The following is a 16,467-nucleotide window of genomic DNA, read 5'->3' as shown; positions in this document are numbered from 1 at the left end:
GACTGAATCGTTGTGAAGGGAGATTCACTGGTGCTGCACAGTCGGCCGCGCCAGAATCGCCGTATGACCAGTGCGCGCACCGCCAGCCTCGCCGCCCCGAGCAGCTCCGACGCCCAACCTTCGGCGGTCGGGGAGGCACCCACCCGCGCGCCGGCGTCCCCGCGGCCCCGGTCCTGGCCGACCGTGGCCGCCGCCGGAACCACGGTGTTCCTGTGGGCGTCGGCGTTCGTCGGCATCCGCTTCGCCGGGCACGACTACTCCCCCGGTGCGATGGCGCTGGGCCGGATGGCGGCGGCGTCCGTGGCGCTGAGCACGTTCGTGGCCCTCACCGCCGGCGTCCGACGCCGGCGGGCGCCGCACGCCGCGCCGGGGTCGGGCCGCCGGGCCGGGCTGCCCCGGGGCGGCACCCTGGGGCTGATCGCGCTGTGGGGCGTGGCCTGGTTCGGCGGGTACAACGTGGCGCTCAACGCCGCCGAGCGGCTGGTCGACGCCGGCACGGCGGCGCTGCTGGTGGCGATCGCGCCCATCCTCGTCGCGGTGGCCGCGGTCGCCGTCCTGGGCGAGCGGCTCACCGGCCGGCTCGGCGTCGGGGTGGCGGTCGCCTTCGCGGGCGTCGCCCTGATCGCGGCCGGTGGCTTCACCGGGCACGCCGACAAGGTCGGCGTCGCGCTGGCGGTGCTCTCCGCCGTGCTGTACGCCTTCGGCGTACTGCTGCAGAAGCGCCTGCTGGCGCGGGTGGACGCGGTGACGATGACCTGGCTCGGCGCGCTGGCCGGGACGGCGGCCCTGCTGCCGTTCACGCCCGCGCTCCTCGCGGAGCTCGCCACTGCCCCGCTGTCGGCCACCCTGGGCATGCTCTACCTGGGCGTCTTCCCGACCGCTGTCGGCTTCCTCACCTGGGGTTACGTGCTGTCCCGCTGGACCGCCGGTCGCACCACCGCCGCCACCTACCTGGCGCCGCCGGTGACCGTGCTGCTGTCGTGGACGCTGCTGGGCGAGGTACCGGCGCCGCTCGCCCTGCTCGGCGGCGCACTCTGCCTGACCGGCGTGGTCCTCGCGACCCGCCGCTGACGCCCGTCGTGATCGTCACCCGCCACAACCCGATGTAAAAGTTTCTAGACACGGTGTCAAGAACGCCTTACTCTGAACCGTGTCAAGGATTCTTTACATCGGGGAGGCGGTCATGACGCACGAGGAGAAACGCGCCTGGATCATGCTGGTCGTCAGCGCGGTCGGGTACGCCGTCTACGCCATCGTCGTCCTGAGCCGGGTCGACGGCGGGCCACTCGCCGCCACCCACTACGCCGGCGTTCTGCTGTGGACGATCGGCGGCGCCATCGTCGCGAGCATCGTGGCCGAGATCGCCATCGGCGTGGTGAACCCGCGGGCGTCCCGGGTCAAGGACGTACGCGACCGGGAGATCGGGCGGCTCGGCGACCACGTCGGCCAGGCGTTCGTCATCATCGGCGCGGTGTCGGCGCTGCTCATGGCGCTGGCCGAGTGGGACTGGTTCTGGATCGGCAACGTCATCTACCTGTGCTTCGTCCTGTCGGCGGTGGTCGGCTCCCTGGCGAAGGTGATCGTCTACCGCCGGGGTGTCCCGCAGTGGTGAAGCCGACCCGCGTCACCAACAACATCCGCGCGCTGCGCTTCGCGCACGACGAGATGACCCAGGCCGAGCTCGCCGACCGGATCGGCGTGACCCGGCAGACCGTCATCGCCATCGAACAGGGCCGCTACTCCCCCTCGCTGGAGATGGCGTTCCGGATCGCCCGCGTGTTCGGCGCGCGGCTCGACGACGTGTTCCAGTACCCCGAGGAGGCGGCACCGTGAAGGCCATCGTCCACCACACCTACGGCCCGGCAGACGTGCTCCAGCTCCGCGACATCGACCAGCCGGCCATCGGCGACAACGACGTCCTCGTGCAGGTCCGCGCGGCCGCGGTCGACCCCGGCGTCTGGATCTTCATGGCCGGCCGCCCCTACCTGGCGCGGCTGGCCAGCGGGTTGCGCCGGCCCCGGGTGCCGGTGCTCGGCCGGGACCTGGCCGGCGTGGTGGCCGCGGTCGGTGCCCGGGTGACCCGGTTCCGGCCGGGCGACGAGGTGTTCGGCACCTGCCTGCGCGGCTCGTACGCCGAGTTCGCGAGCGCACCGCAGCGGCGACTGGCCCACAAGCCGGGCAACGTGTCGTTCGCGCAGGCCGCCGCCGCCCCGGTCTCCGGGATGACCGCGCTGCGCGCGGTCCGCGACAGCGGCCAGGTCCGCGCCGGGCACCGGGTGCTGGTCATCGGCGCGTCCGGCGGCGTCGGCTCCCACGCCGTGCAGATCGCCAAGGCGTACGGGGCGACGGTCACCGCCGTCTGCGCACCGGCCAGAGCCGAGTTCGTCCGCTCCCTCGGCGCCGACGACGTCCTCGACTACACCAGCGAGGAGGTCGACCGCGACGGCCCGGTCCACGACGTGGTCATCGACACCGGCGGCGACCGGCCGTTCTCGCTGCTGCGCCGCGCCCTCACCCCACGCGGGACGCTGGCGCTGGTGGGCGGCTCGTACACCAAGGGCCCGGTGCTCAGCGGCTACGACCGGCAGATGGTCCGCGCGCCGCTGCTGTCCCTGTTCGTCGGCCAACGGCTGCGCAGCGTCAGCGCCGTGGAGCGCGCCGAGGACCTGGCCGAGTTGAGGACGCTCATCGAGTCCGGCGCGCTCACCCCGGCGGTCGACCGCACCTACCCCCTGGCCGAAGCGGCGGACGCGATCCGGCACCTCCGGGACGGCCACCCCGCCGGAAAGATCGTCGTCACCATGTGACGCTGGAAATAACCCGGTCGATGATCACCGGGCCGGCTGTTAGCGTCGGGCGGTGTTCGCCACCGAACGGGTGCGACTGCGCCCACCCACGCCCGACGACGCGCCGAACCTGTTCCGGCTGAAGAACGATCCCGAGCTGCACCTGATCACCGACGGCGAGCCGTTCCTGCCGCGCCACGTCGGCCAGCTCCGGGCCTTCCTGGAGAGGCAGGTCATCGAGCCGCCCGACGGCCAGAGCCCGGTGCTGCTGCTGGCCGAGACCGTGGCCGACGGCACGTTCCTGGGCCGCGGCGTGCTGTGGGGGATCAACACCTTCAACGGGTACGGCCACCTCGGCATCGCGCTGGTCCCCGAGGCGCGCGGCCAGGGGTACGGGACCGAGGTGATCCAGCTGCTCTGCCGGTACGGCTTCCGCAACCGCAACCTGCGCCGCCTGGAACTGGAGACGCTGGCCAGCAACACGGCCATGCGGCGGACCGCCGAGGCGTGCGGCTTCACGCACGAGGGCACCCAGCGGGAGCGCGAGTACGACGGCGACGGCTTCGCCGACTTCGTGCTCTACGGCCTGCTCCGGCGCGACTGGAAGCCGTAACCGGGCGGTCCTCCCGGGAGGGCGGGATAGCCTACCTGCGGCGCCGCGAACCGCGTGACCGGAGGAGTCGATGCTGGGATGACGGCAGAGCGACCGACGCCGACACAGGACGACGTGCTCGGGTACTTCGACACGCTGTCGAACTGGGGACGCTGGGGCGACGACGACGAACTCGGGACGCTCAACCACATCACCGACGACGTCCGGCTGGCGGCGGCGCGGGCCGTACGCCACGGCAGGAGCGTGTCGTGCGCGTGGGAGGTTGCGGACGAGATGGAGCGGTCGACGACGACGTGCCCCTGCGCCGCCGACATGCCGGGTGCCGAGAACATGCCGCCCGCCTTCCACGCCGACCGGCGCTGGGGCTTCTCGTCCGAGCGGCTGGGCATCACGTTCCACGGCAACACCGTCACCCACCTCGACTCGCCGTGCCACATCTTCTGGGACGGCACGATGTACAACGGGCGGTCGCACTCGCTGGTCGACGCCGCCACCGGATCGGGGTGGGCGGCCGTCACGGCGGCGGCGAACGGGATCGTCACCCGTGGGGTCCTGCTGGACATCGCGCGGGTCCGTGACGTGCCGTGGCTGGAACCGGGGCAGGGCGTGTTTCCCGACGACCTGGAGCAGGCCGAGCGACGCCAGGGTGTGCGGGTGCGACCCGGCGACGCGGTACTGCTGCGGACCGGCTATGGCCGCTTCCGGCACGAGTCCGGTGCGACCAGCGGTTTCACGCAGGCCGGCTGGCACGCGTCCTGCCTGCCGTGGCTGCATCAACGGGAGGTCGCGCTGATCGGCGCTGACACCCCGCAGGACGTTCAGCCGTCGGGGTACGACGACGTGCTGATGCCGGTGCACGCCGTGAGCCTCGTCGCGATGGGTCTGTGGCTGCTCGACAACTGCGACCTGGAGGGGTGCGCGACGACGGCCGCCGAGCTCGGCCAGTGGGACTTCCACCTCGGGGTCGCGCCGGTCCGCTTCGCCGGTACGTCCGGCAGCCCGGTCAACCCGATCGCCACCTTCTGACCTGACGTACCCCTTCAGAGCCGGCCAGAGTTCGTGCCTCGGTCTCCGGTCAGCGGGTGAGGCCGACCAGGGTGGCCAGGCGCGCCGCGCCGGCCGGCGCCGGGTGGCCCCGGGCGATCTCGGCGATCACCCTACGCACCTGGGGCCGGCAGCGGACCTCGGCCGGCGCGACGGCGTCGGCCTCGACCAGCGCGCGGGCCGCCCCGCGCAGGTCACCGACCGCCAGGTACGCGCGCGCCACGTCCACCCGGTAGGCGGCCCGGTGCTCGGCCGGCTGCCGCCGCCACCCCGGCATTTGGGTCAACCTCCCGTGACTGTGCAGCGCCGCGCCGTCGTCTCCCAGCTCGGCCGCCACCACCACTCGGGCCAGCTCGACGGCGGCCGTACCGAAGCCGGTCCGGTGCGGGTCGTCACCGGCCCGGATTCCGGCGGCGATCCCGGCCGCCCGGTCGGTCAGCTCCCCCGCCCGGCGGGCGTCGCCGCTGCCGGCGGCGGCCAGGGCGGCCTGGAGCAGCAGCGTCCCGTGCACGGCCGGCGCCTGCACCGGCGCGAGGCGGCCCGCGGCGGCGAGCGTCGCGGCGAGGGCCAACCGGTGCCGGCCCAGTGCGCGCAGTGCCACCCCGACCGACACGGCCGCCGCCGCGGAGAGCACCGGATCGCCGCCCGCCGCACCCATCGCCCGGTCGGCGGCCAGCCAGGCCAGGTCGGCCTCGCCGAGCTTCACCAGCAGCGACGAGGTGATCCGGTACGCCTGCACGCGTAGCCCCGGCTCTGCGCTCCGCGTGGCGTCGAGCAGCCCCGGCAAGACCCGCACGAGCTGCGGGTAGTGCCCGTGCTGGTAGGTCAGCCAGGCGTGCTCGATGTGCCGCCGCACCTCGCCGGTCGGCTGCGGCGGCGGGTTGTCGTAGCGGGCGAGGGCGGCCCGGATCCCGTCCAGACCGTCCAGCGCCTGTGAGGTGGACGGTGCCGGCGGCTGGTGCGGGCCGAGCAGGGCCATCGGGTCGACCCGCAGCACCTGGGCGATCTCCTGGATCACCGGGTACCGGTCCAGGGCGCGGACGCCCCGCTCCATCTTGTCCACCCAGCTCTTCGACCGGCCCAGCCGGTCGGCGAGCATCTGCTGGGTCATCCGCCGCCGTACCCGCCAGCGCGCCACCCGGCGCCCGATCGGCAGGTCATCGCTGGTCACTGCGCCACCGCCGGTCCGGGATCGCCCCGGGTGGTGTCCTTTACGGGCACGCGCTCCGCCTCGGCCTGTTCCAGCAGGCGTCGCTTCGCCGCCTCCCGCTCAGCCGCCTCGACCTGCTCACCCCGGCTCGCCGATTCGTCGTCCCGGCCCTGCATGCCACCTCCACCGAGCCCGTCTTGCTCGTGCTTCTCCGAGCAGAGGCGTGGATGCCCGATCACGGGGGATGCGCCGGACATCCACGCCGGCGAGGACGGCCCAACAGCGCCAACCGACGGGATCGACCTCCTCGGCAACGTCCCATAGGTACCGTTGGGTAGTCAAGGGCTGACGTAGGTGGTCTACTCGTGTTGCCAACCGAGGGGAAGACAGTGCCACCGCGTTACCGCTACGAGCAGATCGCCGACGACCTCGCCGAACGCATCGCGTCCGGCGAGTTCCCGCCCGGGTCGAAGCTGCCCAGCCGGCGAGAGTTGATCGAGCACTACGGGGTCACCGAGCCGGTGATCGACCGCGCAATGCAGGTGCTTCGGATCAAGGGAATTACGGAGACCTTGCCAGGTGTAGGCGTCTTCGTCGCCGAGTAGCAGCATCAGACGCTGGCCGCTCGGAGGGGCTCGAAGCGAGTGCCTTGTAGGCACAGGTGCCCCCATCCGACCGCTTAGGCGACGCGCCACGCCGTGGCGCCACATCCGGCTATGCGCCTAAATTGCCCGGAAGTTACGAATTGTTCGCAGTTTTGCTCCCGTGGTGCGCACCTCGGAAGCAGGCCGTTGTACTAATGTTTCCCCGCGGGTCATAGGGGGCGCACATGTTGGGAAGACGGGCTGTACCGCCGACAGAGGTGGTGCGCGGTGAAGATCTCATCCCAGACAGCCGTCTCGGGGAGGACTACACCGACCTTCTCGAGCATGAAGCCATCGCGAAGAGCGTTGCCGAGATCGCGCTGAAGGCACATGCGCCGGTCAACATTGCTCTCTTCGGACCGTGGGGCTCGGGCAAGTCGAGTGTCTACTCGATGATCGAGAGACACTTGCGCGTCGTGGCCGGCAAAAGGGTTCGGATGGCCCGATACGACGCCTGGAAGTACGGCGGCCAGGAACTAAAGCGTAACTTCATCGACTCCATCTCGGACGACCTCGGTTTAGGCAAGGAGGAGGAGTTCGACGACGGCCTCTACCAGGAGCAGACCCAGGCACATCTGAGCATCCTGAAGTGGGTGAAGGAGAACTGGGGCTCGCTGCTCGCCGGCATCGGGCTTGCCGCAGTCGTCGCAGCGTTATGGGTCGTCGTGCAGGCCCTTGCCGCGATGGCGTTCACTGACCAAGGCTTCAATGCGAGTGCCACCGCTCTCCTGCCCCAGGCAGGAACGGTATTTGGTCTCGCACTCGTGGCGGTCTTGGTTGGGCCGAAGGCCTTCGAGGGCGCTGTCATTACCAGGAAGAAGCCTGCGCCGGTCGGGGCTGACCAGTTCGCCAAGAGATTCCAGAGCCTCGTCAAGATGGTCCGCTCCGGCAAAACCGAACGGCTTGTGGTCTTCATTGATGAGCTCGACCGATGCGCTCCCGAAGATGTCGTGGCGACCTTGATCGATCTCAAGACATTTCTTGATCAAGACGGATGCGCATTCATCGTCGCCGCAGATAGAGAGGTACTCGAACGAGCACTACGAAAGCTTCCCCAAGCCAAGCCCGTACGGGAGGATGAACCCTACTACGCAACCCCCGGGGCTTTCCTCGACAAGATCTTCCAGCATCAGATCGCGCTCCCACCGTTGCGCTCCCGCGCTCTGACCAAATTCGCCCGCGATCTTGCCGATTCTCGGGGCGGCGTGTGGGAGGAGTTGCGTGCTAGGAGTCAGCACACCTACGAACTCGCCATCTTTGCGCTCGTCCCAGTCCACGTCCGGAGCCCTCGACGGGTCAAGGTCCTTCTGAACAACTACGCGACCACTGTCCGTATTGCCGAGGCGCGAGACATTTCGTGGCTCGAGCGGGCGCACGAGTTGGCCGTTCTGACTGTGCTGCAGACTGAGTTTCCCGTGGTTGCTGAGGAGTTGCGACGCGCACCTCGCCTACTCAGGTATCTGAGGGGGGACGAGGAGGCTCAGACGATCGAAGCGCGCGAGGCAGTTCGTCGGTTCTCGATAGAGGCCGAGTCCGCAAAGTCAGATCCGGACAAGGCCGAAGAGGCTCCGGCGGGAGAGTTGCTAGTAGACGTTGGGGACGCGCACTCGGGGCATGTCGAGCAAGCGAACGCCACGCTGCGTCGTCACCTTGCCACCTACCTCGCCAAGGTCGCTGCCGCGAGGATCAACGACCCTCGGCCCGACCTGTTGTATCTGCAGGGGGCAGCAGGTCGCGAGACCCTGGGTGATCCTCGGCTCGGAGACGTGATCGACTTCGCCACGGATACTGCTCCCGACCAGGTGGTCGCCCAGTTTGAGGGCCAGGAATCGACGACGTTGGCAATTGCCATTCCCTTGTTGGTTACCGAGGGCGACACTGCGACCGGACCTGGACGCAAGTTCGCCTACGAGGCCGCTTGCAAGCTCATCGAACACCTGGACCCAGAACATCGAGAGGTCGTCGCTCGCGATGCTGGACCGTCGCTCGTTGCGGCGGCTAAGGCTAACGCGCTCTCGCATGAATCGCTGCCAGGTGCTCTCCTGGTTGCTTGCTGGTCCGATGCCTCCGAGTTGGTCGAGGACATCCTCAACGATCTTCGGCATGAGCCCGACCTGGAAAGCCTCTTCAACAGGTTTGCACAGCTGTTGCCGCTGCTAGACGACGAATCTTCTCTGGCGATGATCGAGATCCTTGCGGAGAGGTTCGATGACCTTCCGCACCCGTTGCTTACCGCCCTGAGCAAGGCCCCCATCAAGAACGCCGAGGAACTCTGGCATCGAGTTCGAGATTCCGTCCTGGAGACGCTGAATGACCTCGAGACGCCCGAGCCGACACCGGTTCAGCCTGGCCGCCCCAGGCCAACGCAGGAAAGCACCGGCAAGGGTATCGAACGGCTTGAAGAATTGATAGCGATCGCAACATCTCGTTCCGATGGCGAGCGTCTGTTGTCGGAAATCTTCACGTCCGCACAGTCCGTGAAGGCCTGCGGGCCACTTCGGAACTGGGCGCTGGACAATGCGGATAGTCACATCGCCCCGATGGCTTCGCCTGTTCTCCGTGCGCGTCACGCACTGCTCGGTCTACACGACTACCCGACGACCAACTGGGACGCTTGGTCCCCGTTGTTGCCGGACATCCCGGCGGATGAGGACGCTTCAGTTTCTGCCTTGGCTGCGGACGTACTGACCTCCAAAATTTTGCCGTCCATCGCGACCTCCAATGATGTGGCCTTCCTGAGGGAGTTGCCAGCGCTGGCTCGCCAGGTTTACAAACTGTCCGCGATAGACGCCGCGAACTTGGCTGAAGCGCTGGCGATCACACTGTCGGCGGTAGGCTGGGACGGGGCCGATAATGACGATGAGGAAGCCACGCTCCTGTGGGCCCGCAAAGATGCGCTATTCAATACCGCCGTCACCTTCCTCTCGAGTGGCGCTGAGGCAAGGCTGGCCGAGCCACTGGTCGAGGACTTGGCACTCGTACCGCACAGTCTTGGCCTAACCTCGTCGGTCACGACGAATTGGCTGAAGCTGTGCGAAAAGCTTCCCCCGGACTCCGCCAAGTCGCTGTCTGACCGCCTTGACGATTACGAACTCTCTCAAGGCGAAGAGGCGGCTGTCCTTCGACTCAAACTCGGGGTTCGAGCGGTGTTTGGCGGAGACGCTCCGCCAGTGGACGAGGTGGCCCGGGTCCCTGCAGCAGAGCGAGCTACCACGCTTCTTGATGCTTGGCTCGGCCTCGGCCCCACCCCCGACGAGGTGCGTTCTCTGATTGGCCAGGTAACGATGACAGCACCCGCGCTTGGCCGCTACTGCTCCCGTTTGAGCACCGACGAGCGCACACGCATTTGGGTGGCCCTTGCTGAGGCCAATAGCACAACGGGACTTTTGAAGGCCGTGGGGCAGGCCGGAGTCGGAGCAGCCGCTGTCGAGTACACCCGCGCCGCCCTCAAGGACAAGACGCGTGAGACCGAAAGGACTGAACGGGTTGATCTCTTGATCGAAACTCGGCCGTCGGCTGATCCGGGCGTAGAGAACCAGGTGAAGAAGGCCGCTAGCGAGTTGGCGCAAGACTTGTTGGCGAGGAATGTTGCGGGCGACCTCCGGTCAGCGGCGAGGGTTGTTGTCTGGGCGCGTGGTGCAGGCTACGGCCACGTCCTTACTTTGCGGGGGAAGTTCACGGAAGGTGTCAGCCAACACAACAAGGCCTTGTCCAAGTCGCTGGCTTCGGATTTGGCTGACCTGGGGCTGCTCGCGGCACCTAAGAAGGGCGCCCTAGCCAAACTGCTCGGGCGCTGAACGACGTCTGTCGGGAAGGCCCGCCGGGGGCGTTGGCAGCCCGACAACACCAAGGCAGAGCCTGCCTACATTGACGGCACGGCTATGCCTCCACCTGTGCCGTGGATATTAGAACGCAACGATCGCCGCCGTCTCTGCCGGAAGCTCAATGCGGTCACGCATCACCGTCACCCCGTCCCCGGTCGCCAGCAGCACCCGCCGCGCCACCCCTGGCAACGTGATCCGCTGCGGCTTGCCCGCCAAGTTCGCCGCCACCAGGCACTCCCCCCGCCGCATCAGCAGGAACTGGTCGCCGTGCCGCACGTCCACCGCGTGCAGCCGCGGATCCGACAGGTCAGCCCGTGACTTCCGCAGCGCGATCAGCCGCCGGTAGAACTCGTACATCTCCCGGTGGTCCGGCTTGTCCAGCTCCGCCCAGTCCAACCGCGACCGCAGGAACGTCTCCGGATCCTGCGGATCCGGCACGTCAGCCGAAGCCCACCCGTGCGAGGCGAACTCCCGCTTACGCCCAGCGGCGACGGCAGCAGCCAACTCCGGCTCGGGATGCGACGTGAAGAACTGCCACGGCGTGGAAGCCGCCCACTCCTCCCCCATGAACAGCATCGGCGTAAAGGGCGCCGTCAGCAGCAACGTAGCCCCCACCCGCAGCAGCGCAGGCGACAGCGACGCCGAGATCCGATCCCCAGTAGCCCGGTTCCCGATCTGGTCGTGGTTCTGGAGATAGGCAACCAACCGGTGCCCCGGCAGCCGCTGCCGGTCCACCGGCCGCCCGTGGTGACGCTGCCGGAACGACGACCAGGTGCCGGCGTGGAAGAACCCGCCGGTCAGCACGTCGGTCAGCGCTTCGAGGGACCCAAAGTCCCCGTAGTACCCCTGCCGCTCCCCCGTGAGCAGCGTGTGCAGGGCGTGGTGGGCGTCGTCGTTCCACTGGGCGTGCAGGCCGTACCCACCCGCCTCGCGGGGCGTGATGAGTCGCGGGTCGTTGAGGTCGGATTCGGCGATCAGCGACAGCGGCCGGCCCAGGTGCGTCGACAGCGCCTCGACCTCGACCGTCATCTCTTCGAGCAGGTGCACCGCGCGGGAGTCGGGCATCGCGTGCACGGCGTCCAGCCTCAGCCCGTCGACGTGGTAGTCGCGCAACCACATCAGCACCGAGTCGATGATGTAGCGGCGCACGCCGTCGGAGTGCGGCCCGTCCAGGTTGACCGTGCGGCCCCACGGGTTGCTCTGCTCGCTGAGGTACGGCGCGAACATCGGCGCGTAGGCCCCGGAGGGGCCGAAATGGTTGTAGACGACGTCGAGGATCACCCCCAGCCCCTTGGCGTGGGCGGCGTCGACCAGGCGTTTCAGCCCGTCCGGCCCGCCGTAGGGCTCGTGCGGGGCGAACCAGCAGACCCCGTCGTACCCCCAGTTGTGCTCGCCGTTGAAGGCGTTGACCGGCAGCAGCTCGATCAGGTCGACGCCCAGGTCGACCAGGTGGTCGAGCTTGCCGATGGCCGCGTCGAAGGTGCCCTCGGGGGTGAACGTGCCGATGTGCAGCTCGTACAGGACGCTGCCGGGCAGTTGCCGGCCGGTCCACGACGCGTCGGTCCAGGGGAACGAGGAGTGGGAGTAGAGCCGACTCGGCCCGTGCACGCCCGCCGGCTGCCACGCCGAGCGCGGGTCGGGCAGGGCGTGATCGTCGTCGTCGAGGAGGAAGGCGTAGTCGGTGCCGGGGCCGGCGCCGGGCACCTCGACCCGCCACCACCCGCCGGCGGCGGCGCGCATCTCGTGGTCGGCGCCGCCGAAGTGGCGCAGCCGGACCCGGGCGGCTTCGGGCGCCCACACGCTGAACTCGGTCATGCGGCAGCCTCCACGAGATCGACGGGAGCGAGGAGGGCGACGGGATAGGTGCTCAGCAGATCATGAAGGAGCAGGTCAGACCCACTGTAGACCCGTCCGGTGAACATGTCCGTAACGCTGTGAACGGAAATCGACAGGGTGGTGTCGCGCCACCCGCCGGCGGCGGCCAGCCGCAGCGGCAGCCGGGTCGCCACCGCGATCGCGCCGCCCCGGTCGAAGGCCACCGCGTGCCGGGCGGCCGGCCCGCGCACCGGCACCGGCCGGTAGCCGGTGAACAGCTCCGGGCGGTCCCGGCGCAGCCGCAGGGTCCGCGACACCACCAGCAGCTTGGCCGCCCCGGTCGCGTCCACCGCCGGCCGCCAACCGGCGTCGAGCCGGGCCAGCAGCTGCCGGCGTACGGCGAAGTCGACCGGCCGGCGGTTGTCCGGGTCGACCAGCGAGTTGTCCCACAGCTCGGTGCCCTGGTAGGTGTCCGGCACCCCGGGCATGGCCAGCTGCACCAGCTTCTGCCCGAGCGCGTTGGACCAGCCGGCCGGGGTGATCTCGGCGGCGACGTCACCGATCGCGGCGTTCAGGGCGGCGTCGTCGTACATCGCGTCGACCAGCGCGTGCATGGCCCGCTCGAACGCCGGGTCGGGGTCGGTCCAGCTGGTCGACGCGGCGGCCTCCCGGGCCGCCTTCTCGGCGTACGCATGAAGGCGCTCGCGCTCGATCGGCCAGGCGCCGACGGCGGTCTGCCACAGCAGGTGCGCGAACGCCGGGTCGCGCAGCGGTGCCCGTGCCATCCAGTCGCCCACCAGCGACGCCCAGCGCTCCGGCAGCTCCGACAGCACGGCCAGCCGGGCCCGGACGTCCTCCGACCGCTTGGTGTCGTGGGTGGAGAGCGTGGTCATGCTCGCCGGCCAGCGCACCTGCCGGGCGGTGGCGAACCGGTGGAACTCGGCCGGCGGCACGCCGAAGTGGGCCGGGCTGCCACCGACCTCGTTGAGCGCCACGAACCGGCTCCACCGGTAGAACGCGGTGTCCTCCACGCCCTTGGCCATCACCGCGCCGGTGAACTGCGGGAACCGCTGGGCCAGCTCGTCGTCGGGGTCGCGCAGCCGGCGGGTGAGCGCGTCCAGGGTGCCGGTGAGGTCGGGACGGCGGCGGCCGGCCTCGGCGCGGGCGGCGGCCAGGTGCCGGGCGCCCTCCGGCGGGTAGCCCCGGTACACCGCGAAGGCGGCGGCGAGTTCGGCCAGCGCCGACCGGGCCGCGGCCGGTTCCACCTCGGGGGCGAGCGCGGCCAGCCGGGTCAGCTCGGCGGCCAGCAGCCGGGTGGCCGCGGCGAGCTTGGTGTCGTGGGTCAGGTTCTGCCACGAGGTGGGGTGGCCGACGAGCCGGGTGTCCAGGGCGGTGAAGTCGGCCTCGGCGTCGGAATCGACGAAGAGGCCGCCGACGGCGGCGAGCGTGTCGTAGCCGGTGGTGCCGTCCACCGGCCAGTCCGGCAGTTCCTCGCCGTACTCCAGGATCTTCTCCACCACCAGCCAGGCGCCCGGCGCGGCGGCCCGGAGTCGGGCCAGGTAGCCGGCCGGGTCGCGCAGCCCGTCGGGGTGGTCGACCCGGATGCCGTCGACCTCGCCGGCCGCCGCCCAGCGCAGGATCTCGGCGTGCGTGGCGGCGAAGACCTCCGGGTCCTCCACCCGCAGTCCGGCCAGGTCGGAGACGGCGAAGAACCGGCGGTACGTCAGCTCGGCGTCCCCGCGGCGCCAGGAGACCAGCTCGTAGTGCTGCCGGTCGTGCACCTGCCGGGGCGTGCCGTCGCCGGTGCCGTCGGCGATCGGGAAGCGGTGCTCGTGGTAGCGCAGCTCCCCGTCGGCCAGCTTGAGGTCGTCGAGGGCGTCCGGGGTGTCGGCCAGCACCGGCAGCAGCAGCCGGCCGCGCTCCCAGTCGATGTCGAACCAGCCCGCGTACGCCGACTCGCGCCCCCGGCGCAGCACGTCCCACCAGGCCGGGTTGGCCGCCGGCACGGCCACCCCGGCGTGGTTCGGCACGATGTCCACGACCAGGCCGAGGCCGGCTGCCCGCAGCGCGCGCAGCAGCCGTCGCCGGCCGGCCTCGCCGCCCAGTTCCGGGTTGACCGCCCGGTGGTCGACCACGTCGTAGCCGTGCGCGGAGCCGGGGGCGGCGGTCAGCAGCGGCGCGCTGTAGAGGTGGCTGACGCCGAGGTCGGCCAGGTAGTCGGCGAGGCCGGCGGTGGCGGCCAGGTCGAAGCCGGGCCGGACCTGGATGCGGTAGGTCGCCCCGACCCGGTGGGTCGGCGACGGCGTCGTCACCTTGGTCAGTGCCCGGACCGGATCGGGGGGCGGGGTGGCGGCCATGTCACGCCGTCCTCTCCAGCACCACCACGCAGCGGTCCGGGACGGTCAGCGCGCCGCCGGCCTCGACCACCGTCGTCTTCTCCGGTTCCGGTTCGGCGGTGCTGATCACCAGTTCCCAGCGCTGCCCGAACTCGGGGCCGGGCAGGGTGAAGTCCAGCGGCGCGTCGTGGGCGTTGAAGCAGAGCAGGAAGGAGCTGTCGAGGTGGCGCTGGCCGTACTGGCCGCGTTCGCGGATGCCCTCGCCGTTGACGAAGAGCGCCACCGAACGGCCGAAGTCGTTGCCCCAGTCCTCGCCGGTCATCTCCCGACCGTCCGGGGTGTACCAGGCCAGGTCGGGCAGGGGTTCATCGAGCAGCCGGGAGCGCACCGGCAGCCCGGTGAAGAAGCGGCGGCGGCGGAACACCTGGTGCCGGCGGCGGAAGTGGACCAGCTTGCGGGTGAACTCCAGCAGCTCAGCGTCGGCGCCGTCCCAGTCGATCCAGGCCAGCTCGCTGTCCTGGCAGTAGGCGTTGTTGTTGCCCCGCTGGGTGCGGCCCAGCTCGTCGCCGTGGCCGATCATCGGCACGCCCTGCGACAGCATCAGGGTGGTCAGGAAGTTGCGCCGCTGCCGGGCCCGCAGGGCGAGCACCGCCGGGTCGTCGGTGTCGCCCTCCACGCCGCAGTTCCAGGACCGGTTGTGGCTCTCGCCGTCCCGGTTCTCCTCGCCGTTGGCCTCGTTGTGCTTGTCGTTGTACGACACCAGGTCGGCCAGGGTGAACCCGTCGTGGCAGGTGACGAAGTTGATGCTGTGGAACGGGCGGCGCCCGTCGTCCTGGTAGAGGTCGGCCGAGCCGGAGATGCGGGAGGCGAACTCGGCCAGGGTGGCTGGCTCGCCGCGCCAGAAGTCGCGCACGGTGTCCCGGTACTTGCCGTTCCACTCGGTCCACATCGGCGGGAAGTTGCCGACCTGGTAGCCGCCCGGGCCGACGTCCCACGGCTCGGCGATCAGCTTGACCTGACTGACCACCGGGTCCTGCTGCACCACCTCGAAGAAGGTGGAGAGGCGGTCCACCTCGTAGAACTCGCGGGCCAGGGTGGCGGCCAGGTCGAACCGGAAGCCGTCGACGTGCATCTCGGTCACCCAGTAGCGCAGCGAGTCCATGATCAACTGGAGCGAGTGCGGGCTGCGCACGTTGAGGCTGTTGCCGGTGCCGGTGTAGTCGACGTAGTAACGCCGGTCGTCGTCGCTGAGCCGGTAGTAGCTGGCGTTGTCGACGCCCTTGAAGCTGAGCGTCGGGCCGAGGTGGTTGCCCTCGGCGGTGTGGTTGTAGACCACGTCGAGGATCACCTCGATGCCGGCGGCGTGCAGCGCCTTCACCATGCCCCGGAACTCCTGCACCTGCTGGCCGAGCCGGCCGAGCGCGGAGTAGCCGTGGTGCGGGGCGAAGAAGCCGATGGTGTTGTAGCCCCAGTAGTTGCGCAGGCCCAGGTCGGCCAGCCGGTGGTCGTGCACGAACTGGTGCACCGGCATCAGCTCGACGGCGGTCACCCCGAGCCTCGTCAGGTGCTCGATCATCGGCGGTGAGGCGATGCCGGCGTACGTGCCGCGCAACTCCTCGGGGATGTCGGGGTGGCGCATGGTCAGGCCGCGCACGTGCGCCTCGTAGATCACCGAGTGGTGGTACGGGGTGCGCGGCGGTTTGTCGTTGCCCCAGTCGAAGTACGGGTTGACCACCACCGACTTCGGCATGAACGGCGCCGAGTCGCCTGTGTTCATCCGCTCCGGGTCGCCGTGCTCGTAGTCGTAGACCGCCGGGTCCCAGGTGACGTCACCGTCGATCGCCTTGGCGTACGGGTCGAGCAGTAGCTTGTGCGGGTTGCAGCGCAGCCCGTTCGCCGGGTCGTACGGGCCGTGCACCCGGTAGCCGTACCGTTGGCCGGGCTCGACGCCCGGGATGTACGCGTGCCACACGTAGGCGTCCACCTCGCGCAGCTCGACCCGCCGTTCGGCGCCGACGTCCCACTCGTCGAAGAGGCAGAGCTCGATCCGCTCGGCCACCTCCGAGAAGATCGCGAAGTTGGTGCCCATCCCGTCGTAGGTGGCCCCGAGGGGATAGCGCTCACCCGGCCAGACCTGCATGTCGCTCCTTCGGCACAGAATCATGAGCGCATCGCGTCATGACCGCACCGCACGGCGGGCCGGGCGGTGCGCACGGCGGTAATGCCCCGCACCCGGTTCGGCCAATCCATCCTCG

At 69.9% G+C, this 16,467-nt stretch carries 13 protein-coding genes; 8 read left to right on the top strand and 5 right to left on the bottom strand.

The window, feature by feature from the left end; translation table 11 throughout:
* Positions 1-63 precede the first annotated feature (63 nt).
* From GA0070609_RS10690 to GA0070609_RS10665, 6 genes are all read left to right on the top strand, one after another.
* On the top strand, positions 64-1,071 hold the full coding sequence (locus tag GA0070609_RS10690; RefSeq protein WP_088993671.1) for a DMT family transporter: 1,008 nt from the start codon (positions 64-66) through the stop codon (positions 1,069-1,071).
* Between the two features lie 112 nt (positions 1,072-1,183).
* Entirely contained in the window at positions 1,184-1,612 is a 429-nt protein-coding gene (locus GA0070609_RS10685; RefSeq protein ID WP_088993670.1) for a hypothetical protein, read from the top strand.
* Complete coding sequence (locus GA0070609_RS10680) at positions 1,606-1,833, top strand: helix-turn-helix transcriptional regulator (RefSeq protein ID WP_088993669.1); 228 nt, start codon at positions 1,606-1,608, stop codon at positions 1,831-1,833. The genes GA0070609_RS10685 and GA0070609_RS10680 overlap by 7 nt, the downstream gene beginning before the upstream one ends.
* Entirely contained in the window at positions 1,830-2,807 is a 978-nt protein-coding gene (locus GA0070609_RS10675; protein ID WP_088993668.1) for an NAD(P)-dependent alcohol dehydrogenase, read from the top strand. The genes GA0070609_RS10680 and GA0070609_RS10675 overlap by 4 nt, the downstream gene beginning before the upstream one ends.
* A 52-nt stretch (positions 2,808-2,859) precedes the next feature.
* On the top strand, positions 2,860-3,399 hold the full coding sequence (locus tag GA0070609_RS10670) for a GNAT family N-acetyltransferase (RefSeq protein WP_088993667.1): 540 nt from the start codon (positions 2,860-2,862) through the stop codon (positions 3,397-3,399).
* Between the two features lie 78 nt (positions 3,400-3,477).
* On the top strand, positions 3,478-4,425 hold the full coding sequence (locus GA0070609_RS10665) for a cyclase family protein (protein ID WP_088993666.1): 948 nt from the start codon (positions 3,478-3,480) through the stop codon (positions 4,423-4,425).
* A gap of 49 nt (positions 4,426-4,474) precedes the next feature.
* Here GA0070609_RS10665 and GA0070609_RS10660 read toward each other — a convergent pair whose 3' ends face one another.
* Together GA0070609_RS10660 and GA0070609_RS33590 are read right to left on the bottom strand one after the other, a co-directional pair.
* Positions 4,475-5,614: a helix-turn-helix domain-containing protein gene (locus tag GA0070609_RS10660; protein ID WP_088993665.1), complete on the bottom strand. Its 1,140-nt coding sequence runs from the start codon at positions 5,612-5,614 to the stop codon at positions 4,475-4,477.
* Positions 5,611-5,769 (bottom strand): hypothetical protein, encoded by a 159-nt coding sequence (locus GA0070609_RS33590; RefSeq protein WP_172899256.1) that lies wholly within the window; start codon positions 5,767-5,769, stop codon positions 5,611-5,613. The genes GA0070609_RS10660 and GA0070609_RS33590 overlap by 4 nt, the downstream gene beginning before the upstream one ends.
* Positions 5,770-5,958: 189 nt before the next feature.
* Between GA0070609_RS33590 and GA0070609_RS10655 the strand changes: the two genes are divergently transcribed.
* Positions 5,959-6,198 carry a winged helix-turn-helix domain-containing protein gene (locus GA0070609_RS10655; protein ID WP_088993664.1) on the top strand — a complete coding sequence of 80 codons (240 nt, stop codon included), beginning with the start codon at positions 5,959-5,961 and terminating at the stop codon, positions 6,196-6,198.
* A gap of 257 nt (positions 6,199-6,455) precedes the next feature.
* Entirely contained in the window at positions 6,456-10,034 is a 3,579-nt protein-coding gene (locus GA0070609_RS10650; RefSeq protein WP_157748112.1) for a P-loop NTPase fold protein, read from the top strand.
* 108 nt (positions 10,035-10,142) lie between these two features.
* On the opposite strand, the gene treZ is transcribed toward GA0070609_RS10650, so the two are convergent.
* The 3 genes from treZ to glgX are packed head-to-tail and all read right to left on the bottom strand — an operon-like array spanning position 10,143 to position 16,352.
* A complete protein-coding gene (treZ, locus tag GA0070609_RS10645; RefSeq protein WP_088993662.1) occupies positions 10,143-11,876 on the bottom strand; it encodes a malto-oligosyltrehalose trehalohydrolase in 1,734 nt (577 codons plus the stop codon).
* Complete coding sequence (gene treY, locus GA0070609_RS10640; RefSeq protein WP_088993661.1) at positions 11,873-14,233, bottom strand: malto-oligosyltrehalose synthase; 2,361 nt, start codon at positions 14,231-14,233, stop codon at positions 11,873-11,875. Before treY ends, treZ begins: the two co-directional genes overlap by 4 nt.
* A 1-nt stretch (position 14,234) precedes the next feature.
* Entirely contained in the window at positions 14,235-16,352 is a 2,118-nt protein-coding gene (gene glgX, locus GA0070609_RS10635) for a glycogen debranching protein GlgX (RefSeq protein WP_088993660.1), read from the bottom strand.
* Positions 16,353-16,467 lie beyond the last annotated feature (115 nt).

The sequence above is a fragment of the Micromonospora echinaurantiaca genome (assembly GCF_900090235.1).
Taxonomy (GTDB): Bacteria; Actinomycetota; Actinomycetes; order Mycobacteriales; family Micromonosporaceae; genus Micromonospora; species Micromonospora echinaurantiaca.
Note: the sequence above shows the minus strand (reverse complement) of the source record. Positions and strands in the feature narration are given on the sequence as shown.

Bases quoted from the DNA above. Each gene is read 5' to 3' on its own strand.
- treZ (WP_088993662.1), bottom strand. From the start codon at position 11,876: ATGACCGAGTTCAGCGTGTGGGCGCCCGAAGCCGCCCGGGTCCGGCTG.
- GA0070609_RS10685 (WP_088993670.1), top strand. From the start codon at position 1,184: ATGACGCACGAGGAGAAACGCGCCTGGATCATGCTGGTCGTCAGCGCG.
- GA0070609_RS10665 (WP_088993666.1), top strand. From the start codon at position 3,478: ATGACGGCAGAGCGACCGACGCCGACACAGGACGACGTGCTCGGGTAC.
- GA0070609_RS10690 (WP_088993671.1), top strand. From the start codon at position 64: ATGACCAGTGCGCGCACCGCCAGCCTCGCCGCCCCGAGCAGCTCCGAC.
- GA0070609_RS33590 (WP_172899256.1), bottom strand. From the start codon at position 5,769: ATGCAGGGCCGGGACGACGAATCGGCGAGCCGGGGTGAGCAGGTCGAG.
- glgX (WP_088993660.1), bottom strand. From the start codon at position 16,352: ATGCAGGTCTGGCCGGGTGAGCGCTATCCCCTCGGGGCCACCTACGAC.
- treY (WP_088993661.1), bottom strand. From the start codon at position 14,233: ATGGCCGCCACCCCGCCCCCCGATCCGGTCCGGGCACTGACCAAGGTG.